At 62.2% G+C, this 20,685-nt stretch carries 29 protein-coding genes and 4 pseudogenes; 18 read left to right on the forward strand and 15 right to left on the reverse strand.

Annotation, left to right across the window (positions count from 1 at the left end):
* The first annotated feature begins 120 nt into the window (after nt 1-120).
* Nucleotides 121-636, forward strand: coding sequence for a ferritin-like domain-containing protein (locus tag NLM15_RS32540; protein WP_254121847.1), 516 nt, complete (start codon nt 121-123; stop codon nt 634-636).
* 319 nt (nt 637-955) lie between these two features.
* Nucleotides 956-1,318 carry a response regulator gene (locus NLM15_RS32545; protein WP_254121848.1) on the forward strand — a complete coding sequence of 121 codons (363 nt, stop codon included), beginning with the start codon at nt 956-958 and terminating at the stop codon, nt 1,316-1,318.
* Nucleotides 1,319-1,432: 114 nt separating this feature from the next.
* Here NLM15_RS32545 and NLM15_RS32550 read toward each other — a convergent pair whose 3' ends face one another.
* Nucleotides 1,433-2,038 carry a cupin domain-containing protein gene (locus tag NLM15_RS32550; RefSeq protein WP_254121849.1) on the reverse strand — a complete coding sequence of 202 codons (606 nt, stop codon included), beginning with the start codon at nt 2,036-2,038 and terminating at the stop codon, nt 1,433-1,435.
* 227 nt (nt 2,039-2,265) lie between these two features.
* Between NLM15_RS32550 and NLM15_RS32555 the strand changes: the two genes are divergently transcribed.
* From NLM15_RS32555 to NLM15_RS32565, 3 genes are read left to right on the forward strand one after another with little or no spacing between them, the layout of a single operon-like run.
* Complete coding sequence (locus NLM15_RS32555; protein WP_254121850.1) at nt 2,266-2,433, forward strand: hypothetical protein; 168 nt, start codon at nt 2,266-2,268, stop codon at nt 2,431-2,433.
* A gap of 14 nt (nt 2,434-2,447) precedes the next feature.
* Nucleotides 2,448-2,846, forward strand: a complete 399-nt coding sequence (locus tag NLM15_RS32560) for a low affinity iron permease family protein (protein ID WP_254121851.1) — start codon at nt 2,448-2,450, stop codon at nt 2,844-2,846.
* A gap of 24 nt (nt 2,847-2,870) precedes the next feature.
* Nucleotides 2,871-3,203, forward strand: a complete 333-nt coding sequence (locus tag NLM15_RS32565) for a SemiSWEET family sugar transporter (protein WP_254121852.1) — start codon at nt 2,871-2,873, stop codon at nt 3,201-3,203.
* On the opposite strand, the pseudogene NLM15_RS32570 reads toward NLM15_RS32565, so the two are convergent.
* From NLM15_RS32570 to NLM15_RS32580, 3 genes and pseudogenes are all read right to left on the reverse strand, one after another.
* A pseudogene (locus NLM15_RS32570) lies at nt 3,133-3,876 on the reverse strand (excinuclease ABC subunit A); the annotation flags it as partial. The gene NLM15_RS32565 and the pseudogene NLM15_RS32570 overlap by 71 nt on opposite strands.
* Before the next feature lie 304 nt (nt 3,877-4,180).
* Nucleotides 4,181-5,323, reverse strand: coding sequence for an AI-2E family transporter (locus tag NLM15_RS32575; RefSeq protein WP_254121853.1), 1,143 nt, complete (start codon nt 5,321-5,323; stop codon nt 4,181-4,183).
* 15 nt (nt 5,324-5,338) lie between these two features.
* Complete coding sequence (locus NLM15_RS32580; protein WP_254121854.1) at nt 5,339-5,554, reverse strand: hypothetical protein; 216 nt, start codon at nt 5,552-5,554, stop codon at nt 5,339-5,341.
* Nucleotides 5,555-6,569: 1,015 nt separating this feature from the next.
* Between NLM15_RS32580 and NLM15_RS32585 the strand changes: the two genes are divergently transcribed.
* Nucleotides 6,570-6,824, forward strand: a complete 255-nt coding sequence (locus tag NLM15_RS32585; RefSeq protein WP_254124538.1) for a PilZ domain-containing protein — start codon at nt 6,570-6,572, stop codon at nt 6,822-6,824.
* 14 nt (nt 6,825-6,838) lie between these two features.
* Here the strand turns inward: NLM15_RS32585 and NLM15_RS32590 are convergent, their stop codons facing one another.
* The 3 genes from NLM15_RS32590 to NLM15_RS32600 all read right to left on the reverse strand — a co-directional run bounded on the left by NLM15_RS32590 (nt 6,839) and on the right by NLM15_RS32600 (nt 8,439).
* Nucleotides 6,839-7,057: a hypothetical protein gene (locus tag NLM15_RS32590; protein ID WP_254121855.1), complete on the reverse strand. Its 219-nt coding sequence runs from the start codon at nt 7,055-7,057 to the stop codon at nt 6,839-6,841.
* Nucleotides 7,054-8,097, reverse strand: a complete 1,044-nt coding sequence (locus tag NLM15_RS32595; RefSeq protein ID WP_254121856.1) for a glycosyltransferase family 4 protein — start codon at nt 8,095-8,097, stop codon at nt 7,054-7,056. The genes NLM15_RS32590 and NLM15_RS32595 overlap by 4 nt, the downstream gene beginning before the upstream one ends.
* Nucleotides 8,098-8,229: 132 nt before the next feature.
* Complete coding sequence (locus NLM15_RS32600; protein WP_254121857.1) at nt 8,230-8,439, reverse strand: hypothetical protein; 210 nt, start codon at nt 8,437-8,439, stop codon at nt 8,230-8,232.
* A gap of 253 nt (nt 8,440-8,692) precedes the next feature.
* Between NLM15_RS32600 and NLM15_RS32605 the strand changes: the two genes are divergently transcribed.
* Together NLM15_RS32605 and NLM15_RS32610 are read left to right on the forward strand one after the other, a co-directional pair.
* The gene (locus NLM15_RS32605) at nt 8,693-9,013 is read left to right on the forward strand and encodes a hypothetical protein (protein ID WP_254121858.1); all 321 of its coding nucleotides are present in this window, start codon (nt 8,693-8,695) and stop codon (nt 9,011-9,013) included.
* Between the two features lie 12 nt (nt 9,014-9,025).
* Nucleotides 9,026-9,652 carry a hypothetical protein gene (locus NLM15_RS32610; RefSeq protein ID WP_254121859.1) on the forward strand — a complete coding sequence of 209 codons (627 nt, stop codon included), beginning with the start codon at nt 9,026-9,028 and terminating at the stop codon, nt 9,650-9,652.
* Nucleotides 9,653-9,765: 113 nt separating this feature from the next.
* On the opposite strand, the gene NLM15_RS32615 is transcribed toward NLM15_RS32610, so the two are convergent.
* Nucleotides 9,766-10,152, reverse strand: a complete 387-nt coding sequence (locus NLM15_RS32615; RefSeq protein WP_254121860.1) for a VOC family protein — start codon at nt 10,150-10,152, stop codon at nt 9,766-9,768.
* Between the two features lie 68 nt (nt 10,153-10,220).
* A complete protein-coding gene (locus NLM15_RS32620) occupies nt 10,221-11,078 on the reverse strand; it encodes an SDR family oxidoreductase (RefSeq protein ID WP_254121861.1) in 858 nt (285 codons plus the stop codon).
* 144 nt (nt 11,079-11,222) lie between these two features.
* On the opposite strand from NLM15_RS32620, the gene NLM15_RS32625 reads away from it, so the two are divergent.
* From NLM15_RS32625 to NLM15_RS32635, 3 genes are read left to right on the forward strand one after another with little or no spacing between them, the layout of a single operon-like run.
* Nucleotides 11,223-11,459, forward strand: coding sequence for a DUF3551 domain-containing protein (locus NLM15_RS32625; protein ID WP_254121862.1), 237 nt, complete (start codon nt 11,223-11,225; stop codon nt 11,457-11,459).
* Between the two features lie 16 nt (nt 11,460-11,475).
* Entirely contained in the window at nt 11,476-12,447 is a 972-nt protein-coding gene (locus NLM15_RS32630; protein WP_254121863.1) for a patatin-like phospholipase family protein, read from the forward strand.
* A gap of 54 nt (nt 12,448-12,501) precedes the next feature.
* On the forward strand, nt 12,502-12,786 hold the full coding sequence (locus NLM15_RS32635) for a hypothetical protein (RefSeq protein ID WP_254121864.1): 285 nt from the start codon (nt 12,502-12,504) through the stop codon (nt 12,784-12,786).
* A gap of 421 nt (nt 12,787-13,207) precedes the next feature.
* Here NLM15_RS32635 and NLM15_RS32640 read toward each other — a convergent pair.
* Nucleotides 13,208-13,282 (reverse strand): annotated as a pseudogene (locus NLM15_RS32640) (metallophosphoesterase); the annotation flags it as partial.
* Between the two features lie 110 nt (nt 13,283-13,392).
* On the opposite strand from NLM15_RS32640, the gene NLM15_RS43800 reads away from it, so the two are divergent.
* The 6 genes and pseudogenes from NLM15_RS43800 to NLM15_RS32665 form a co-directional block, all read left to right on the forward strand.
* Entirely contained in the window at nt 13,393-14,022 is a 630-nt protein-coding gene (locus NLM15_RS43800; RefSeq protein ID WP_254121865.1) for a DUF3459 domain-containing protein, read from the forward strand.
* 143 nt (nt 14,023-14,165) lie between these two features.
* Nucleotides 14,166-15,341: a zinc-dependent alcohol dehydrogenase gene (locus NLM15_RS32650; protein ID WP_254121866.1), complete on the forward strand. Its 1,176-nt coding sequence runs from the start codon at nt 14,166-14,168 to the stop codon at nt 15,339-15,341.
* Nucleotides 15,342-15,352: 11 nt separating this feature from the next.
* Nucleotides 15,353-15,898: a hypothetical protein gene (locus NLM15_RS32655; RefSeq protein WP_254121867.1), complete on the forward strand. Its 546-nt coding sequence runs from the start codon at nt 15,353-15,355 to the stop codon at nt 15,896-15,898.
* Nucleotides 15,885-16,325: a hypothetical protein gene (locus NLM15_RS43805; RefSeq protein ID WP_309143629.1), complete on the forward strand. Its 441-nt coding sequence runs from the start codon at nt 15,885-15,887 to the stop codon at nt 16,323-16,325. Before NLM15_RS32655 ends, NLM15_RS43805 begins: the two co-directional genes overlap by 14 nt.
* A pseudogene (locus NLM15_RS32660) lies at nt 16,309-16,884 on the forward strand (YihY/virulence factor BrkB family protein). Before NLM15_RS43805 ends, NLM15_RS32660 begins: the two are co-directional and overlap by 17 nt.
* Nucleotides 16,885-17,121: 237 nt before the next feature.
* A pseudogene (locus NLM15_RS32665) lies at nt 17,122-17,343 on the forward strand (DUF892 family protein); the annotation flags it as partial.
* Between the two features lie 18 nt (nt 17,344-17,361).
* Here the strand turns inward: NLM15_RS32665 and NLM15_RS32670 are convergent.
* From NLM15_RS32670 to NLM15_RS43810, 3 genes are read right to left on the reverse strand one after another with little or no spacing between them, the layout of a single operon-like run.
* Nucleotides 17,362-17,838 (reverse strand): DUF3147 family protein, encoded by a 477-nt coding sequence (locus tag NLM15_RS32670; RefSeq protein WP_254121868.1) that lies wholly within the window; start codon nt 17,836-17,838, stop codon nt 17,362-17,364.
* Nucleotides 17,835-18,167, reverse strand: a complete 333-nt coding sequence (locus tag NLM15_RS32675; protein ID WP_254121869.1) for a hypothetical protein — start codon at nt 18,165-18,167, stop codon at nt 17,835-17,837. The genes NLM15_RS32670 and NLM15_RS32675 overlap by 4 nt, the downstream gene beginning before the upstream one ends.
* Complete coding sequence (locus NLM15_RS43810) at nt 18,164-18,490, reverse strand: phosphatase PAP2 family protein (protein ID WP_309143657.1); 327 nt, start codon at nt 18,488-18,490, stop codon at nt 18,164-18,166. Before NLM15_RS43810 ends, NLM15_RS32675 begins: the two co-directional genes overlap by 4 nt.
* An 877-nt stretch (nt 18,491-19,367) precedes the next feature.
* Here NLM15_RS43810 and NLM15_RS32685 point away from each other — a divergent pair.
* On the forward strand, nt 19,368-19,805 hold the full coding sequence (locus NLM15_RS32685) for a hypothetical protein (RefSeq protein ID WP_254121870.1): 438 nt from the start codon (nt 19,368-19,370) through the stop codon (nt 19,803-19,805).
* 98 nt (nt 19,806-19,903) lie between these two features.
* Here the strand turns inward: NLM15_RS32685 and NLM15_RS32690 are convergent, their stop codons facing one another.
* Nucleotides 19,904-20,077: a hypothetical protein gene (locus NLM15_RS32690; protein WP_254121871.1), complete on the reverse strand. Its 174-nt coding sequence runs from the start codon at nt 20,075-20,077 to the stop codon at nt 19,904-19,906.
* Nucleotides 20,078-20,237: 160 nt separating this feature from the next.
* Complete coding sequence (locus tag NLM15_RS32695) at nt 20,238-20,462, reverse strand: DUF2171 domain-containing protein (RefSeq protein WP_254121872.1); 225 nt, start codon at nt 20,460-20,462, stop codon at nt 20,238-20,240.
* Nucleotides 20,463-20,685: the final 223 nt, after the last annotated feature.

Genomic DNA, 20,685 nt, shown 5'->3' on the forward strand with positions numbered 1-20,685 from the left:
CCATGAGCAGCACCCCACTTCGATCGTCGAGAGGGCCTCCGTCTTGACGCATCGTAGCAGATGGGAACCCCGCGAGACGCCACGCGTTCCTCACCATCATTGCGAGAGGAGAAATCGATTATGGGCTTCTTCACGAAGGACATCAAAACGATGGAGGACCTGCTGATCCACGGTCTGCAGGACATCTACTATGCCGAGCAGCAGATCTTGAAAGCGCTGCCGACGATGATCGACAAAGCGACCAACCGCGACCTCGTCACCGGCCTCAAGAACCATCTGGAGGAGACTAACAAGCAGGTCGAGCGGCTGGAGAAGGCGTTCGCGAAGGTCGGGAAGGAGCCCAGCGGCACCAAGTGCCCGGCCATCGACGGCATCATCAAGGAAGCTGACGAGACCGCGGGTGAGATCGAGGACAAGGCAGTGCTGGACGCCGCCATCGTCGCGAACGCTCAGGCCGTCGAGCACTACGAGATGTGCCGCTACGGCACGCTGATCGCCTGGGCGGAAGAACTTGGCCACGACGAGATCGTCCGCTTCCTGACCACCAACCTCAACGAGGAAAAGGCGGCGAACACCAAGCTCAACACGGTGGCGCTGCGCAAGGGCGTCAACGCCAAGGCGTCGACGGCGGCCTAGGCCAGCTTCTTCCGTCTTGATCTCAGCGGCTCCGCGACATCGCGGGGCCGCTGCTCGTTGAGCCGAGAGCGTGACGCGAATTGGCGCAGCACGAACCAGGCGGCGACCGCGACGCCTGGAGCATCCGTTCAGCCCTAACCGCAGCGGCTCCTCAGGTCGCTTCATGCCCGGATATCGCGAGACCGCCGCGAATGCCCGTTAATGCGGATCAATCGTGAAGCGTCGCAGCAAGAAGGCGATTAACTTATGACATTTTCGGAACTGCGCAAACATTTAGCAGTTTGCAATTCGCAAATCAAAACGTTCAGGACGGCTGCAGGTGCGCATACTCATTGTCGAAGACGACACCCTCATCCGCGAATTCGTCGTCGATGTCCTCAGGGACGAGGGCTACGACGTCATCCATGCGGCCGACGGCGAGCAGGCGCTGGCCTGGTGCGGACGCAAAGCCGCCGACGTTCTGGTGACCGACGTGAAGCTGCCTGGAAAGATCGACGGCTGGCAGGTCGCCGAACGTTGCCGTCAGGATCATCCTAATCTTCCGGTGATCTACGCCACCGGCTTTTCGCCGGTCACGCCGCGTCCGGTCCCCGGCAGCCTCATCCTGCAGAAGCCGTATCACCCTGACCAGATCGTCGAGGCGATCAGGGAGGTGACGTCCGGCCGGTCACCGTCTGCCTAGCTCGTGCGTTGCTGCGGTTGATGAAGCGGGCATTACCTAGACTGGTCCCGACGGTCAGCATGGCAAAGGCCGAGACTACCGCGCCGCTGGCCAGAAAGCGGATGACATACTCGCTCATTTCGGCTTTTTCCATAGCTTGGGGAGCGGACCATCGGCGCCGTACGCCGGGTCCTTTCGCGGTACCGGCACTTTCGGGATCGTCTTCAACGCCCGCGAACGATCCTCGACGGTCGTGCACTCGTCGTACCTGCCCGTCCAGGGGTAGGCCCCGACGACGAGAAAGTACTTGTCTGCGGACAGGCACTGATGGCCCGTACCGGCGGGCAGGATCGCGACGTCACCTGCCTTCAGCTTGAATATCCGGCCCTTGCTGCCACCGAACCGGACGCGGCCCTCACCGCGAGCGATGCCGAGCACCTCGTGAATGCGGGAGTGGTAGTGAACATAGTCGTAGATGCCGTCGCGCCAGCTGTCGGCCCATCCGTTCGCCTCGAACAGGTCTTCGAGCACTGCCGCGGGATCGTGCTCCCCGTCGAAGTCGACCGCGCCCCTGTACAGGATCAGGGCCCAGCGTGGATGGTTCGGGATCAACCCATCATCCTTGAACCGAACGGTGTGGGGCTTTCTTGAACGCACAAGTTCGGGCGCCTTCCGCTTGCCAGGCCGGCGCAGACCGGTGGCTCGCTCCGCATATTCCTTGAAGTCTTCAAGTATCGGCATGGTCCGTCTCCTTCCGGGATAACCGGTGCAACCGCGAAGCATTCGTCCGAACCAGCACCGGGTGCACAATCGGCCACCATCGTCCGTCCGATCCAACATTCGGACTCCATAACTCCGAAGCGAGTTCCGGGTTCGATCCTCGTCGACGGAACGAACCGCGCAAGTCGTTGTTAGAAAAGCGAATTGGAGGCGCAGTGAAAAGGAAAGCGCGGACGTCGACGTTAGACGTGGTCGGACTCGCTGTGCCCGCAGCAGCCGCCTTCTATCTGCTTACCGGCGGCAAGAATGCCGGCGTCGTTCACGCCGACACTGGCGTCACGACGCAGAAGGCGGCGAACGCCGCCGGTGCGCGCGTCCTGCCCTCCGACCCCAAGCTCAAGGTCGAGCCGAATTAATCGGAGGAGTCATCATGCGAGCACACCTGCCTGTCGGGAATGCATCACCGGCGTCGCAGCGGAATGGCGATTGGTTCGCCCGACTGGCGGTAGCGACGTCGCGAATCTCCGGGCGCCCGCTCACTTTCCTTCTCGCGGTTACCACGGTGCTGGTTTGGGCCATCACGGGACCGCTGTTCGGCTTCAGCGACACCTGGCAACTCGTCATCAACACAGGCACCACCATCGTCACCTTCCTAATGGTCTTCCTGATCCAGGCGACCCAGAACCGGGATACGCTGGCGCTTCAGGTTAAACTCGACGAGCTCATCCTCGCGACCAAGAATGCTCACAACGCTATCGCAGGCATCGAGGAAGCTCCCGACAAGGAGATCGAGAAGGCGAAGGTGGAGGTCCTCAAGCGCGCCAGCTGAGGAAACGAGGAACGGCATCACGCCATGTCCGGCTCCATCGCTACCTATGTCGGCGGCGTCGCCGCCTTTCTCGCATCGCTCTCCTACATTCCGCAGGTTAGGAAGGCTTGGCCGCGCGGATCGACCCGCGACCTCTCGCTAGGCACGCTGGCTGCGCTTACGCGGGGACTGGGCCTCTGGACCGTTTACGGCGCGATCCAGGGCGACTGGGTCATCGTGCTGGCCAACGTCGTGGGAGCGACGCTCTCCGGTATCGTGCTGGCGTGCAAGATCCGTAACCTGCTGACCGCAGCGCTCTCTGCACCTCCTTGGCGTCATAGCCGGCATAGACGGGGACCGTGGGCTGCTCGTCCGTAAACAGGATCCAGTTTCGCGCCTTTCTTGGAAGGTCGCGCCAGGGCGTGTCGACGTCGTAACCAAGGGTCGTCAGGATATCGCGCAGGTTCTGGCCGTGCCATGCCGTCGGCCACGCCGCGACGGCCCGCTCGCGGATGGTGAGGGTGTCGTCCGGCACCATCGAGCGTTCGGTCACGTCGTAGACGCGGCCGAGACCGTGGCATTTCGGACAAGCCCCTTCTGCCGAATTGGGCGAGAAGGATTCTGCATGAAGCAGAGGTTGCGACTTCGGGTAGTCGCCGGCGCGCGAATAGAGCATCCGGAACAGGTTCGACAGCGTCGTGACGCTGCCGACGCTGGATCGCGTTGTCGGCGAGCCCCGCTGCTGCTGCAGCGCGACAGCCGGCGGCAGCCCCTCGACCTCGTCGACTTCGGGCACGGCCATCTGGTGAAACAGGCGCCGAGCGTAAGGGGACACGGATTCCAGATATCGTCGCTGCGCTTCTGCATACAGCGTCCCGAATGCCAGGGATGATTTTCCGGAGCCGGAGACGCCGGTGAACACCACAAGCGCATCGCGCGGAATGTCCACGTCCACGTTCTTCAAATTGTGCTCGCGCGCGCCCCGCACCCTGACTAATCCGTGTTCCGACTGCGCCGGGCTCTGCTTTAGTCTATACGCCTTGTCGTCCATGACTCGCTGCCGCTGCGGTTAAGACAGATAACGGGCCCGAAACGCCGACGATCCCAAGAGACTCGCGGGCTACCTCATGGAACCATTGCCAAGCGCGCAGGTTCGTTCCAACGACCGCCGGATATGAGACACATTATTCTGCTTCCATACTGGGCCGGCACGCCTGCAGGCCCATCCGGTGTGCAAATGGCGGGATTACATCGTGCGCTTGCTGCCTGGATCTCGACGCCGCTCAGCGTCCCACTCGCGGAGCAGGCAACCCTTTAACATTGGGCTATGCCGGGGTTTTCAATGATATCCTCCATCACGCCTGCGGTAGAGGCCGGAATATCCACTCGCGCCAAACCGCCAGTAGCGCGGCCATGATGACCGGCCCCACGAAGAGACCCATGAGGCCGAACGCAGCCAGTCCGCCGAAAATTCCGACGAACGCGAGCAGGAAGGGAAGCCTCGCCGAGCCGCTCACCACCGTCGGCCAGACGAAATGATCGCCAGCGATCATGACGATCGAGCCCCACAAGAACACTCCGGCCGCAGCGACCCCGCTTCCGCCCTCCGATATCGTGACGATGGCCGCGACGGTGAACGCCAGCCAGGCGCCGAACGGGATCATCGCGAACGCCGTCGTGAAGATGACGAACATCAGCGCATTGGGGACGCCCGCCACGAAATAACCGATGCCGATCGCTATCCCTTCGCCAAGGGCTACCAGCACCGTGCCGTTCACGGTCGCACGGGTCGCGTCGATCATCTTCTCGACTAGGCACTCTCCCGCGTCTCCAAAGAGCCTGTCGCAAGTCTCAAGGAAGCGGCTCGTAATCGAGCGGCCGCTGCGGAGCAGAGCGAATAAGGCCAACAAGGAGAAAAACAAGAGAAACAGCCGGTGGACCAGTTGACCGCCCAACGTCCGGAAGAGGTCGGATACGTTGTCCGCATTCACCGACTTCAACCACTCCGTAGCCGCCTTCGGATCCGAGAGATTGGCCCGCCACCATTGCTCCATGCTCCCGGCGGCGATCGGCAGGCGGGCGATCCAGTCTGGCACTTCGGCGCCGCTCTCCCGCGCCCTCTTGAGCCAGTCGGCCAGCAAATCGCTCTGCTGCGCGACTTCGTACACGGCAAGGGCAATTGGCGTTACCAGGATCAGTGCGACGAGGACTGTGAATGCAAAAGCCGCTGCTCCGGAAGGACCGCCCATGACGCGCGTGGCGAACGCCAGATAGAGCGGCCACAGGGCGACCGCCATGATGGTCGCCCAAACGAGAGCAGGCAGGAAACTCGCGGCGGTCCAAAGTCCGAGCGCCACTAATATCAGTGCCAGGGCGATCCTGGCGTTCATGCGCGCGCCCGCCCCCAGCGGGAGTGGCTTTTGATCGGCTGGCTTGGCCGCTGCGGGAGAGCCTCTCGATTGGAGTTTCTTTGATGGGGCTTTGGCCGTGCCGGTCATGCGCCTTTCCGACGTTTACCGGCTGCGCAGCTGCGGTCTTGCGGTAAGGAGCGCGCGGTCCGCTGACGGACGCGACGCCGGGATCACGCGTTTCGTGATACGAACCACATGCACTTTGCCTGTCGTGGTTCCTTGTCGCAGGCTGCGCCTGCTACGCCAGGCAGCCACCTCGTCCTCCAGACGGAATGCTCCGTCCTTGCCTTTGCCCTCGTGTTCGATGGTCGCGCCCATCTGGTTTTCCTCTTTAAGTCTCGCGCATAAAACGAGATAAGGCGACAGATGTTCCCTTATCCGGAACAACCGGCAGACCTCGGTCGTCTTTCCGAAGGATAATCGCCTTGCTGGCGCTTACGATCGGGGCTCAGTCAACCGACCAGATCGACTGGGCCGCATCGTCATGGTCCGGCGATGCAAGGTCCTGAAATGCGCGCGGCCTTGAATGCGCTTGCCGAGGAGTTCGACGTAGTCGCCGTTCCCTCTCAATATCAACACTGAGACGCATTCCTAGGAACGGTCCAAACCGCACACGATTTGTCCTTGGTAAACCTCAAGGAGAAACCTTATGCGTAGGACAATTCTGACGATCTTCATGGCCACGATGCTGGCCAGTGCCTCAGTGGGCGCCGCATTCGCACAGGGAGCGGGCGGTGCAGGCGCGGGAGCCGGCGGTGCGGGAGCAGGCGCTGGTGCAGGATCGGGCGGCGCGGGAGCAGGTGGCGCGAGCGCAGGTGGTGCGGCCGGTAACGGTGGCACTGGCGCAGGAGGGTCCGCAGGCGGATCTGGCGGCGGCGGCATCAGCCATGTCGAGCGCGGCGGGCAAGGCGCCTCCAGTCCTCCCGGCATGCGCAACGAGACGACCCCACCGTCGAACGGGACGACTCCGAGGCGTTGACCCCCGACAGCAACTGCGCGCCTGAGTACATCTCCTTCAAACAGCGCGCGTAAGAGCGGCCCCGGCGGACCCTCCCATGCGCCGGGGCCGCATTCGATTCGCGAATGATTTCCCTCGATGAACGAGGTGCCGATGAGTATCGCCCACCATTCTGAGACCCAACACCTCGCGGCCGGGAGCGCTGGGCCTGAACGGGGCCATCAGCAGAAAGGCACTCCATTTTCTAACAAATGATAACGCAACTTCCGGCAACAGGAGATTTCCTACGCGACGCAATCGTCCGATGGTGATTCCTCCGTGCCGCGATCCAAAGACGAGCAATCCGTTACGTTCGAAACCGCGCTTCCGGCGCAAATGATGGCCATCGACGGAACCTGGCGGCCTCCCTGTGCGGTCGAGACGATCTCGGAAGAAGGTGCGAGGCTGACGCTCGAGGTTTCCATCGAATCCCTTTCCTTGACAGAATTTTTCCTAGTGCTCTCCTCGACGGGCCTGGCCTATCGCAGCTGCGAGCTTGACGGCGTCAACGGCGCCGAGATAACCGTCAAGTTCTTGCGGGCTCGGGACAGGCGAAAAGAGCGTTCGGGAACCCGCAACGCGCCCGCCTGACCCGCCGCCCCCTTTCAATGGCCGGACGCAAGCTGCAGCTCCAGCATCGCCATCCGCTGAAGCACGGCAGGGTCCCGCTCTCCGGCATTTGCCGCCCGCAGGATGGACTCCGCCAACATATGGACGTGACGCGCGTGAACGGGCTCCGGCAACGTTGCAACGGCGGCTTCCAGCGCAGTCGTCATGAGCTGGACGACGTCAGGCGAAAACGCAGCGTGCGCAAAATCCTTCATGGCGCTTGGCGTCCTCCGCGAGCGATCAGCTCGCGATATCGGTCTTCGTACTCGCTCGCCATCCGGCTCGCGAGGAATCTCTCCTCGAAGCGGGCGCGGACCTTTCTTCGATCCAGTCGAACGACTTCCTTGACTGCTTCGATCGCCTGCTCTTCACCGTCCACGATGAAGCCGGTGACGCCGTCTTCCACGACTTCCGGCACCGATCCGGAACGATAGGCGATCACGGGCGTGCCACATGCCATCGCCTCGATCATGACAAGCCCGAACGGCTCGGGCCAATCTATTGGAAACAGCAAGGCGTCGGCGCCGGCGAGAAAGGGCTGCTTGCCAACCTCGTCCACCTCTCCGATCAGATGGACGTTCTCGCCGTCAATCTCGGGTTCGAGCTTCTTCTTGAAGTAGGCCGTCTCCGCGCGGGGTATCTTGGCGGCGATCCTCAGCGGCATCCGGACGGCGCGCGCAATGCGTATCGCATCTTCCGGCCCCTTCTCAGCCGTCAGCCGTCCAAGAAAGGCCAGGTAAGAACCTGGTTTAAAGGAGGGCCGAAACAGACCTTTGGGCAATCCGTGCGAAATCGTGGCGATCCAGTTCGCGTCCGGAAGCGCACGGCGCTGGTTGTCGGAAATGGAGACAAAGGGAGCTTCCGGAAAAGCAGCGATCACGTCGGATAGTCCCTGAAGGTCGAGCCGGCCGTGCATGGTCGTCAGAAACGGCACGCCGGTCCGGCTCAGGACCGGCAGGGGCAACCAGTCGACATGAGAGTGAATCACATCGAAGTCGCGCGCGCGCTCGGCGACAGCCTCGATCAGCAGCGCGCAGGCGGCGTTCGGATCGACGCCCCTGCGCCCCAAGCGCAGCGCTCGCGGCCACACCGGATGGAGGGTTCCCTTCGCCTTCGAATCCCCGCTCGCGAACAGGGTGACGGCGTGCCCGGCGGAGACCAATTCGTCCACCAGCCACGCGATCACCCGCTCCGTGCCGCCGTAAAGCTTTGGAGGAACACTCTCGGCCAACGGGGCAAGCTGGGCGATCCGCACCGAACTAGTCTCCAAGCGCGATGCGCAAGCCGATCACGACGACTGCGGATATGAGAAACGAAAGCGCGAGCAGCGTCCAACTGGGTCTTGTGCTTCCGCGGGCTACGCGCGCAACGAGCATTTTCATGCTCGTCAACATTCGTCACGGGGAAGCTGGTGCAGGTAGGCTATCCCGAAGCTGGCGAGCTCTTCAGTGTCGCTCTCTCGCTCTTCCCATCTCCTGTGCAGATGGCGCTGCAGCAGGCAGCGCCGGCTGTCGCAGGCGCCGACTTCGGGATGCCGGGCACGATACACCGTCCAGGCGGTCTCCGTAGCGTTCTTCAAGACGACTTCATCGACCATGCTCAGTCTCCGGAGACGAACCTCGTCGTTGCCAACTCAAGGCACTTGGGAAAGTTTCCACTTTTTCCCGACTAATAACGAAGGGAGGATTGAGAGGCTTTGTCGCCCGCGCAGTGCCGCACGACAGCGCAGCAGGCGTTGGCTGCGGCCAATCTTGCGAGAGAGTGCTGCGGCATTGCGCACTTCGCACAGCAGCAACCAATTCGGGTCTCAGTTGTTGTCGCCGGCATAATCACTAGCAGGAGACAAAAACATGTCACGTCTAACTTTGCTGGCCGCAACCTTGTTGCTGCTCGCGTCGTGCCCCGCGGGCGCCCAGTCGCAGCCGGCGCAAGGCGGGCCAGGCAACAACGCCGTCAACAGCTCCGACAAGAACAATTCGAACGCGCCAGTCGCGGGCCGCAACAGCTTCACCGAGGGCCAGGCGAAATCGCGGATCGAGGACGCGGGATATTCCAACGTCTCCGGCCTGCAGAAGGACAACGAAGGCGTCTGGCGCGGCAAGGCCGACAAGGCCGGTACCAAGACCGAAGTCAGCGTCGACTTCCAAGGCAACGTCAATCCCGCGAAGTAAGGAGCAGTTAGCATGACGACCACCATCTCTCGCCTATACGACAATTATTCCGATGCCGAGCGGGCCGTCACGCGGCTCGAGAGCGCCGGCGTGCCGCACTCCGACATCAGCATCGTCGCCAACAATTCCGACAATTGGTATGGTTCACAGCGCGGCAAAGTCGACCGTGACCGCGACGGCGTCGACGATCGCGCTGAAGGGGCCGGCGCGGGTGCTGGCATTGGTGCCGGCCTCGGCGGCGCGGCGGGCCTTCTCGCCGGCCTCGGCCTGTTGGCCCTTCCCGGTCTCGGGCCGGTCGTGGCTGCTGGATGGCTCGCCTCCACCGCCGCCGGCGCGGCCGCGGGCGCGGCCACCGGCGGCATCGTCGGCGCGCTCACCCAGGCCGGCGTTTCCAAAGAAGACGCATCGCGCTACGCGGAAGGCGTTCGCCGCGGCGGCACCCTCGTCTCCGCGAAGGTGCCCGACAACGATCGCGCGCGCCTCGATGCGCTTCTCCATGAGAGGTCCGTCAACCTTCAGGAGCGCAGTTCCGCTTGGCAGAAGGCCGGCTGGAGCGACTTCGACGCCGCAAGCCCGCCCTTGTCACCGGACGACATCGGCCGCGAGCGCGAGCTCTACGGCGCGGGGACACGGCGATAGTCCTCAGACCGGATATGACAAAGGCCCCGCGCTGCGGGGCCTTTTTTATCTGGAAAACCCATACACCTGGCTGGCCTCGACGAACCAGGCAAGATGAGGTCGGGCTTCGGAACCTAGAAGCTCTCTCTCGCAGTATACGTCACTGCCTCTATCTTGTTTCCGTCGAGGTCCCGAACGAACGCGCCGTAGTAGTTGGCGAAGTAATTTTCGCGGATACCGGCAGCTCCTTCATCAACTCCGCCATTCGTTATGGCAGTCTTGTGAAAGGTCCGAACGGTTTCGCGGTTTAGTGCCTGGAAGGCAATGTGAGCGCCATTGCCAGCCATTGCCGGCAGCCCATTTAGCGGTGTTTCAAGGCTAAAGACGATGTCGGATGCTCCATAGTGAAGCGACCTTTCGGAGCCTTTCAGTAGCCGAAAGCCAATCAGAGACATAAGCGGATCATAGAAAGCTTTGGCACGCCTTATGTCATTAGTGCCGATTGAGACGTGATGGATCATGTGTTTGCCGCCTTGATCATCCGCCCAACTCGGCAATTGGGGCTTAAATAGAGTTGCAAGTTCTTGGCCTAGATGAATGGCTTTCCGCCGGTGACGGCCAAGGTTGCTCCTGACGTGTAGCTCGATAGAGGATCGGCCAGCATGACATAGGCCGTCGCGAGCTCGGCCGGCTGTCCGGCGCGCTGCATAGGCACCTGCTTGCCGAAATTCTTGACCGAGTCCTCCGGCATGGTCGACGGAATGAGTGGCGTCCAGATCGGACCGGGCGCTACCGCGTTGACGCGGATCCCCTTCGCTGCCAACATCTGCGCGAGTCCTCCAGTAAAATTCTGAATGGCTCCCTTGGTCGTGGCGTAAGCGAGCAGGGTCGGGTTCGGCATGTCCGAGTTCACCGAGGCCGTGTTCACGATCGCGGCTCCCGGCCGCATGTGCGGGACGGCAGCCTTCGTCAGATAGAACATGGCATGAATGTTCACCTCGAACGTGTGCCGCCACTCCTCGTCGCTGATGTCTGCAATGTCCTTGAAGCTGGCCTGATGGGCGGCGTTGTTGACGAGAATGTCGATCCCGCCGAGCTCCGCGACCGCGCGCTCCACGACGGCGCGGCAATGATCTGGCCGACTGATGTCGCCGGGGATCAGGATGACCTTGCGCCCTTCCCGCTCAATCAGCGCCTTGACCTCGGTGGCGTCCTCGTCCTCGTTCAGATAAGCGATGACGATGTCGGCTCCCTCGCGCGCATAGGCAATAGCGACCGCGCGGCCGATGCCGCTGTCACCGCCGGTGATGATCGCCTTCCTGCCGGAAAGGCGGCCTGAGCCCTTGTAACTCTCCTCACCATGATCAGGCCGTGGATTCATCGCACGTGTCGAACCGGGCATCGGCTGCTGCTGCGCAGGGAAAGGCGGCTTTGGATATTCGGTCATCGGAGGCTCCGGCAATTTCCCCCGCTAACGGAGCTCCGCCGGAAGTGTTCCAAGGCAGCAGATGAGACACGATCTCGCGCGGAGCCGCAGCGCTAGGAACGCTAGATCGGAGGTAGCGTTCACGAATTGAATCAGGAGCCTTCCATGAAACGCGCCACCCTCATTGCCCTCACCGTGGGAGTCATGACCAGCTTCGCCGCCGCAACGCCGGCAATGGCGCAAGGTCGCTACTGCCTTCAAGGTCGCATTTGGGGTTATCCGGGCAACGGCCAGTTCGCGAGCTATGGCCAATGCATGGCGAGCGCCTCGGGAACAAACGCCTATTGCGGAATCAGTCCCCGCTACGCTTATGCCCGCCGCGGTCGAGGATACGAACGCTGAGGTAATCCGACCGGATATGGCAATTGATCCGCCTCTCACCGCCCTTGTCCTCTCCGGAGGCCTGGGGCTCGGCGCCTACCATGGCGGCGCCTTCGAGGCCTTTACGTCCTTGTCACTTTCGGCCGGCTGGGTTGCGGGCTCGTCGGCCGGTGCTATCTCGGCTGCACTCATCGCGGGAAGCGCTGCGGCCGACCGGATTCCAAACTTGCGCAACTATTGGCGAGCACCGGACGGCGTAACCGTGACGCCGAATGCCGGTCGCCACCTGTTCGGTTGGATGAACGCGATCAACGCGCACCTGTTCGGCAGCGCGGGGTTCTTCCATCCCCGACTTCCCCTTCCGGCGTCTCATTTCGGTGGCCTGTATGATCTAGGCCCCACGCGAGAGCGCCTCGAGGCGCTGATCGATTTCGATCGCCTGAACGATGGCAGTCCCCGCATCACGATCTGCGCCACGGACTTGGAAAGCGGCGACACCGTCCTATTCGATTCTGCATCGGAGCGCATCGACATGGATCACATCCTGGCCAGTTGCGGCTTTCTTCCCGAGTTCGCGCCGGTGCAGATCGCCGGCAGATGGCTTGGCGATGGTGGCTTCTCGTTGAACGCGCCCTTTGACCCCATCCTCGAAACGCCGGCCTCGCTCCGCCTCTATGTCATCGACCTCTTCGCCCGCGACGGTCGAGTTCCCGACGGAATCGAGGCCGCAGCCGAACGCAAGACCGACCTGACATTCGGCAACCAGACCTTTTACCGGCTTCGCCACGCCCTCGAAGCTCGCCAGCTCCGGGCCGAATTGCAAAGCCTTGATCACCATGACCTGATCCATCTCCTGAGCTACCGGCCAGGGCTGGAAGAAGCCGGGCCGGAAAAATCCTTCGACCTGTCGGAAACGGCGATGGCCCAGAGGTGGCGCGCGGGTTTTCTTGACATGCAAGCCACGGAAACCGCTCGTGCTCAAGATGGAATCCATCGCGTGCGCCGATGATATCGCACGGGACACGCGCTTGGCACGCGTCCCAGACAAACGAGAGAGGCTGCCATGGCATATGCTGTGTTCAACGACGACGAAAAGCTGAGCCGGACGTTCGCGACCAAGGAGAAGGCGCTTGAGAAAGCCGACGAGGCCGGCCTGGTCGAACAATCGAAGGGGAGCCGAAGCTGGAAGATGACCTGGAGATCAAGCCATGCACGCCTGATCCCCAGCCTCAAAACGATGCCGATCTCGACTGGACGCCCGATACGGCAAAACCCTGATCCTGCGTCAGCATCCCTTGCAGATGCTCTTGATCTTTCGATCGACGTTGGAGTTCCGCGAGGTCTCTGAGCGAATCTGGTCGTCACCCTGCAGCGAAGGACCGGGCGTCACCGTTCCGTCAATCCGGCCGCTGCTGGTCCCGCCCGCCGGGTTTCCGGCTCGTCCGACCGTGGTCGATCCCCGCGGGCCGGCGCCGCTCGATTGAGCCGTCCCGGCCGAGTTGGTCCCGGTGGGTGAACTGCCGGACGCGCCGGCGGCACTGCTCGCGCTTCCGCCTGAAGCTCCACCGCTCCCGCTTCCTCCCTGGCCCCAGACCGCGCCTGTAGTGGCACTAGTCAGGAGGGCAATCAGTATTAGGCCTGACTTAGTCATGCGCATCGCGTCGCTCCATTTCGACATCACGGGGTGCAATGTCTTGATGCACTTGTCGTTCCTGCATAGATCGTCGCAGCTCTTGCCGGACGGGTGCGGCGATCACGCAGGCTACGCCGACCCCGGCCAGGCATCGCTCCGCCTCCGGCCGCAACAGACCGTGCGTGTCCGAGATCACTCCGATTTTGAGCATTTCACCTGCAGCCATCCTGCCCAGTTAGGAACGACAGCTGCGCCTTGTCGCTGCAAGCGGCGATCGATGCGTACTTCAATGCCCTGCCCGAGAAGGCCTGGCCGGTGTAGGTGATCGGCGGCCACGACAAGCAACGGATCGCCAGCAAGATCGGCGAGGCGCAGATGCGCGTGCTTGCGATGCTCCTGATGTCGCTATGGGGAACGCCGTTCGCCTATATGGGCGATGAGATCGGTCGCAAGCGCGTCTCCATCCCGCCGGACAGCATTCGCGATCCCTTCGAGAAACTCGTGCCCAGCTACGGCCTTTGTCGCGATCCAGAGCGCGCGCCGATGCGGTGGGATGACAGTGCCGATGGGGGGTTTTCGAGCGGCTGTCCAGGGCTCCCGCTCGAGCCGGAAGGCTCGCCCAATGTCGGCGAACAGCAGCGCGACGAGCGCTCGCTATTGGCGCTCTTTCGGGCGCTGATGGCGCTGCGGCAGGAGCATTCATGCCTGCGCCAGGGTGACTATGAGCCGCTGCGATCGCGACACGACGTGCTCGCCTTCAAACGCGTGCAGGATGGGCGCGAAATGCTGATCGCCCTCAACATAGCCGCCGAGCCACGGACATGGCATTGGCAGGGCCTCGGACGCCTGCTGATGTCCAGCCATCTGGACCTGCGGCCGCGATCCTTGCCGGACGCCTCGATCCTGCTTCGCGCCAATGAAGGCGTCATCATCGCGCTCGACCCGCGATGATCGGATCGCGGACGCCCTACCGTTCCACCGCCGTCGCCTTCCTATTCCAAGGGCCTGATGGGGCGCAAAGATTTGTACCGTTCGATAGCAACCATTGTTCCTTTCCCGACTTGGATGCCACGTGTTGAGCGGGAGGAACAGAGATGAAGGCGCTGGTCTGGCACGGCAAGGAAGACATCCGGTGCGACACCGTGACCGATCCGGAAATCCAGGATCCACGCGACGCCATCATCAAGGTGACCAGTTGCGCGATCTGCGGCTCAGACCTCCATCTCTTCCACAATTTCATTCCGGGCATGATGCCCGGCGACATCATGGGCCACGAGACCATGGGCGAAGTGGTCGAGGTCGGCTCGGGCGTTGACGGCAAGCTGAAGAAGGGCGACCGCATTGTCGTTCCCTTCACGATCATTTGCGGCGAATGCGAGCAATGCAAGCGCGGCAATTTCTCGGTCTGCGAGACCACCAACCGCAAGAAGCACCTCGCCGACAAGGTGTTCGGGCATTCGACCGCGGGCCTGTTCGGCTATACGCACCTGACCGGCGGCTATCCCGGCGGCCAAGCCGAGTATCTGCGCGTTCCCTTTGCTGATGCCACGCACATCAAGGTCCCCGCCGGCATCCCCGACGAGCAGTTGTTGTTTCTCAGCGACATCTTCCCAACCGGCTGGCAGGCCGCCGTGCAATGCGACATCGTGCCGACCGACACCGTCGCGATCTGGGGCTGCGGCCCCGTCGGCCAGATGGCCATCCGCAGCGCCATCCTGCTCGGCGCCAACCAGGTGATCGCGATCGACTGCCTGCCTGAGCGGCTGAGCATGGCAGAGGCCGCTGGCGCCACCACGATCAATTTCGAGAACGAGAGCGTGCTGCAGCGGCTCAAGGAACTGACCGACGGCAAGGGCCCCGAAAAGTGCATCGATTGCGTCGGCATGGAATCACACGTGATGGCGTCACTGCCCGACACCATTCTGGACCGCGCCAAGCAGATGGTGATGCTGGAGAGTGACCGGCCGCATGTGCTGCGCGAGATGATCTATGTCTGCCGGCCCGGCGGCATCATCTCCGTGCCCGGCGTCTATAGCGGCTTCTCCGACATGCTGCCGATGGGCGCCTTCATGAACAAGGGACTGACGATGCGGACCGGCCAGACCCACGTCAACCGTTGGACCGACGATCTGCTTCGCCGCATCGAGGAAGGCGAGATCGATCCATCCTTCGTGATCACCCACACCGTCCCGCTCAAGCAAGGTCCCGAGATGTACCAGGTGTTCCGCGACAAGCGCGATTCCTGCGTCAAGGTCGTGCTGAAGCCCTGAAGGAGCAAACCATGTTTCATTTCTCCAACATCGTGCGCACCAAGGGCGACCCGAAGCTGATCGAGGGCGGACCGAGCCTCAAGCGGCCGGAAGACCAGCTCGCGCGCGCGCTCGGCTGGTTCAGCATCGGCCTCGGCGTCATGGAATTGTTCGCCCCGAGGCGCGTCACCGAAACGCTGGGCATGGAAGGCAACGAGACCCTGGTCCGCGCCTTCGGCGTCCGGGAAATTCTCGCCGGGATCATGACGCTCTCGGTGGAAAAGAATGCGGGCCTTTGGGCGCGCGTCGGCGGTGACGGCCTCGATGCGGCCGCGCTGATTTCCGGACTGACGCCGGATAATCCGAGGAAAGGCAACATCGCGCTCGCGCTGCTCATGGTCGGCGGCATCGCCGTGCTCGACTACCGCGCCGCTCAGGAAACCAAGCCGCGACGGCCGCCGTCCAAGTCGTCGCGCAAGCTCTATCCGAACCGCAGTGGCTTTCCCAAGGGAGTGGAGGCCGTAAAGAATCGAGCCAAGGAGATGATCCAGCACGCGACGGCCGGTGTCGCCTCCTGATTTGGCAGCTCGATCGAGTCCACATTGGGAATGCTTCCGGCTGTGGCTCGGCTTCCTCGATCGCGACGAGGCACAGCCGGCCATACGCTGGGAACGGACGGAGAGCGGCCTGTTACGGCTGAAGGATCTTGCGGAGCGAGCCTGCGTCAGCACGTCGACGCTGCAGCGCCGGCTCGCGACGGACGGCGGATTTCGACAGACACGCGAGCGGACCCTGGCTACATCAGCAATCCGCTGGCTGCAGGATACCAATGATAGCATCGAGACTATTGCCGCGGATCTCGTACCCGGCGGCGCTATTGATGTGGCGCGGGAGCAACTCACTCGTGTTGACACGAAAGGCGATCGATCGTTGGGCTTCACCTTCGCAGTCGGGCCTTGCGATTTCGCTCTGGAGCGCGAACGCCGCCATGAAGTCTCTGTTTGACACGCTGAACATCGTCTACGGCGCGCAGGAGAAGCGGGGCTTCTTCAAACTGAATGCCATGTCGCTGGCCTTCACCGTTGCCGCCATCGGCTTCATCCTGGCCGCATTGGCCGCCGTCGTCGCCATCCCCATCGTTTTGCAGCACCTCTGGCTCTCCGACCCCGTCGAACTTCTCATTCGTTTCGCGGCTTGGCCGGCGATGTTCGTCGCCGTCGCGCTGGGCCTGTCCTGCATCTACCGCTTCGGTCCAAGCAGGTAGGCACCGCGATGGAGGGATAGCACAGGTGCAACCTTGCTTTGGCTCGCGGCCTCCGCGCTGTTCTCGTGCTACGCCGCCAACTTCGGTACTTTCAATGAGACCTACGGCTCCCTGGGCGCCATCATCGGCTTCATGACGTGGCTATGGCTCTCGGCGATCGTGATCCGGCTCGGGGGTGAACTCAATGCGGAGATGGAGCATCAAACCGCGCGCGACACCACCACAGGACGGCCCAAACCGCTCGGCGCTCGCGGCGCGAAGATGGCGGATACGGTCGGCGCGACACACGCCGCGACCTAAAGTTTTTGGCGCAGACGGTCTAAACGTTCGGAGGTTTCATATAGATCCGTGCGTCGTCGTGGAGCGACGAACGCTGCCACGTCTTCCACGTCTCGGACTGCGAGAAGGCGCTTGCGTGGTGCAAACGCACGGCAGCGGACGTGCTGGTGACCGCATCCCGATGCCGGGAAATATAGACGGGTGCATCGCAGAGCGTTGTCGCCAGCACCATCCGGAGCTGCCGATCATCACGCAAGACAAGCGGTCTTGGATGCCGCCGTTGTCGCAAACGCGCAAGCCGTCGAGCACTACGAGATGTGCCGCTACGGGACGCTAATCGCTTGGGCCGAGCAGCTGGGCCTCGACGAGATCGTGCGCTTCCTCACGACCAACCTGAACGAAGAGAAGGCGGCGAACACCAAGCTCAACACGGTAGCGCTCCGCAAGGGCGTCAACGCCAAAGCCTCCGACGCGGCCTGAAATCCTTCCGTTGAATGCTCAGCAGCTCCGTGACATCGCGGGGCCGCTGCCGCGTTCGGGCTTGCGAGCAGCACGCAGCTTGCGCCGGGCGAACCAGGCGGCCACAGAGACGCAAAGCCAAGCTAGGGAGGCGCCAGTGAACGCGCCGACGACGCCGCGTTCGACCAGCAACCAAAACACTACGGCGAACGCCAACATGCCCAGCGCCCCGAGCGCGGCGCCTGCGGCGTCGAGCGCTGCGGCCTGTTGGCCTCGCCGCTCGCCTTGTAGCCCAGCCTGCCGCATGCGGCGGATTTCATGTTTCTCGATGAGCGTGGCGCTGGCGCAGAAGATGGCCGGCAGAGCGAGGAATAGGCCGCCCACGGACGCTCCATAGCGGCTGCTGATCAGACCGGTGAAGACCGTCGCCGCCCCGCCGAGCGCGAAGCGGACCTCATACTCATACCAGCGGCCTTCCCGCAGCGAGGACGGCGAGACGCGGATGGGCGTGCTCATGTCTGACCTCCGGCGACTGCCCAAAGGCAAAAGGCCGTGGTTAACCAAGCGACGATCGACAGCAAGGTCGCCAGCAGCGCGCTAATCCGCGCGCGAATTAGCAACTGGCAGACGACGACGCTGTCAAGTGCGACCGCACCCGCCATCATCGACAGGCTTTGGACGGCTGCGTAGGATTCGCCGTGCCGGTAAATCGCGATGCCCAGCGTGGCCAGCGCGACCGAGGGCGCGGCCCCGAACAAGCCGGCGAAGCTCAGCACGTCCCCAAGCATTGAGAACGCCGACACCACGGCGCCACCGATCAGGAAGCGGATGACGTACTCGGTCATTTCGGCCGCCTCTCATCCGAGGATCGCAGCGGATATCCCGTCCAGAACCGCAGCATCCGCTCCATGACGGCACCGAGCGCAAAGCCTGCGACCACGTCGCTCGCCCAGTGGGCCAGTACGACGATCCACGTCAGCGAAAGGCCCACCGCCAAGGTTTGGATCACTCTTCGCGGCATCGGCGGTAAAGTGCCCGCGGCGGACGCCAAGGCGCCCATATGCAGCGCATGCCCCGATGGAAAGGCGTCCTCCCGCTTGCCCGAAAACGAGACGCCGTGCACGTGGCCGAGCACCGTCTTGCGATCCGGACGAGTCTGGTCAATCACCGACTTCAAGGCGTGAGGTACCAACGACACCGCGACAGTAACCAAGAGCGCGTGGTTACCGGCGCGTTGCAACTGCTCCGATCTGCCTCGGCTCGCGACCCACCCAGCGACAGCCAACGCCAGCAATATCTTTTCGTCGGCGCCCCATGTCAGTCCACGTGAGACTATCTCCGCGCGATGGTTTGTGTTGCGCCACGGTTTGCGCAATCAGCAAATCGGGCTTGGTAGGCTTAACCTCAACTAGGGCCATCAGCTCGTCCGTCGCTGCCCGGAGAAGGCAACGTTGTTCTTGCATCTGCCATCATAACGTCCGGACGAATTCCAAGTTCATATGCGTGTCATAAAGCCGATTCGTCTGGCCTTCATTGCAGATGCATCGGCTCTGTCGGGAGAGGGGGCAATCGCAATGGCTGCCGGCAGCTCCTATCGGACGACGCCTATCGTTGACAGCATGGCGACGTCCGGCCGAGCAATACGTTATTGATCGCCGCCACCGACAGCAGCGTTCGGATAGGTCAAGGCATTAAATAGATCGAATGCGAGCCGTTCTCAGCATCAACACACCGGCCTAGGCACCGGTCTCCGCCTCCGCCAGCTGTACGCTTCGTCAAACACTCGGGCGGCCTTATCAATATCTACGGCGAGTTAAACGGGACGCCCTCAAACTCTACCTGCTTCACTATTTGGGAAGTCAGTTGTCGAAGACATCGCTGCGATGACCAAAACCATTGTTGACGGCGCGGAACTACTCGCGCAACACGATCGTTCATCAAGGACGTCTCGATCCGGGCGTTGATCTCATCCAGAACCAGCTTTCAAGCGGAGAAATCACGGGATTTGGTCGGGCGGATTTTCGACAAGTCTTGACCGCACTTTCATGCGCGCCACGAATGTCGCGCTAAACCGCGCTCAAGAGTGGAAAAACAATGCCCATACGGCGACGAGGCTCGCGGCTGCCAACGAGGCTGGCAAGCAGGAGCACGAGGACACTGGGTCCGGGTTCTGCCTGACGGGCTTCCACGGACTCTCGACGATCGGGCGTTGGCGATTGCTGCACATGTTGGAATCCTTCCTCAGAAGCAAGCCCGCGCCAAAGCGTTGGTTCCTGCGGAGGAACAGCGCCGCCCGCCAAGCGCTCATGTTGGCCGGAACAAAGGAAAGCCCATGGCTGAAAACATTCGATCCGGCACCACAGGACAAGCATGCCAAAGACCCCAACCAAAACGAGCAAGGAAAAGACGAACGACGAGGAGCTCGACAGCTTCCCAGCGTCGGATCCGGTCAGCAGCACGCAGGCATCGAAGGCGCAGCCTGACTGAGGCGGCGCAGGTATTCAAAGCGCTATGATGTGAAGATACATCCCCAGCACGATAGCGATGCTGAGGATGATGATGCCGATGAAAAACCGGCCCATCACTTCTCCTTCCAAACACCCTTAAACTTCTTCGCGGTCTTCTTGACGGCCATGAACTCGCCGCTCGTCTTTTTGCGCTTGGTCGAGGTTTTGGCGAGAGGGTTCTTGAGTTGCGTCCGCTTCTTCACCGCGCCCTTGCGTGCGTTGTCTCCGGACGGTTTGTTTACCGCCATCGGTGCCTCTAAAACGGCTCAAGGCACGAAGCAGGTTGTTGGTTCCTGGCAGGAACATCGTCCAGCTTGTGGGCTTTTCATTCCTACGGTCCCCGTGCTCGCGAGGAGGTCGTCAGCGCGCGGTTTACTTGCGGTGTATGGTGCAGGGCCCGCGCTCTTTTTAACCTTCCTGTTTGGGAACGGCGTCGGCGTTGAGTGAGAGCTTGACGACGTCGCCTTCGACCGATCCGACAAGCTTCTTGTCGATATAGTGGTGATGGTCCTTGTGACCCTCGGGGTTATCCTTCTTCGTCAGCTTGATGCGATCCCCCTCTACTTTATCGACAGTGCCAACCTGGACGCCGTCCTTACCGACGATTTTCATGTGTTCTCTGATTTCGGACATGTGCTTCTCCTTGCGAAGAGGCAACGGGAACAGCGGTACATCGTTGCAATGCCCTGAGGGCTGTTCTGGCGAAAGGATGGCGCTGCCCCCAGAGAATCGCAACACTCCTCAGATTTCAATCACTTCCTAAAGTGACGGCCGAGCGGGCTTCCATCTCCACCGGTTTCGACCGAACTAGTAGGAGAGCTCCGGCGTTTACCCTGATCATGTCAGACGCTTTTGA

Source organism: Bradyrhizobium sp. CCGB20, from assembly GCF_024199855.1.
In the GTDB taxonomy this organism is placed as follows: Bacteria; Pseudomonadota; Alphaproteobacteria; order Rhizobiales; family Xanthobacteraceae; genus Bradyrhizobium.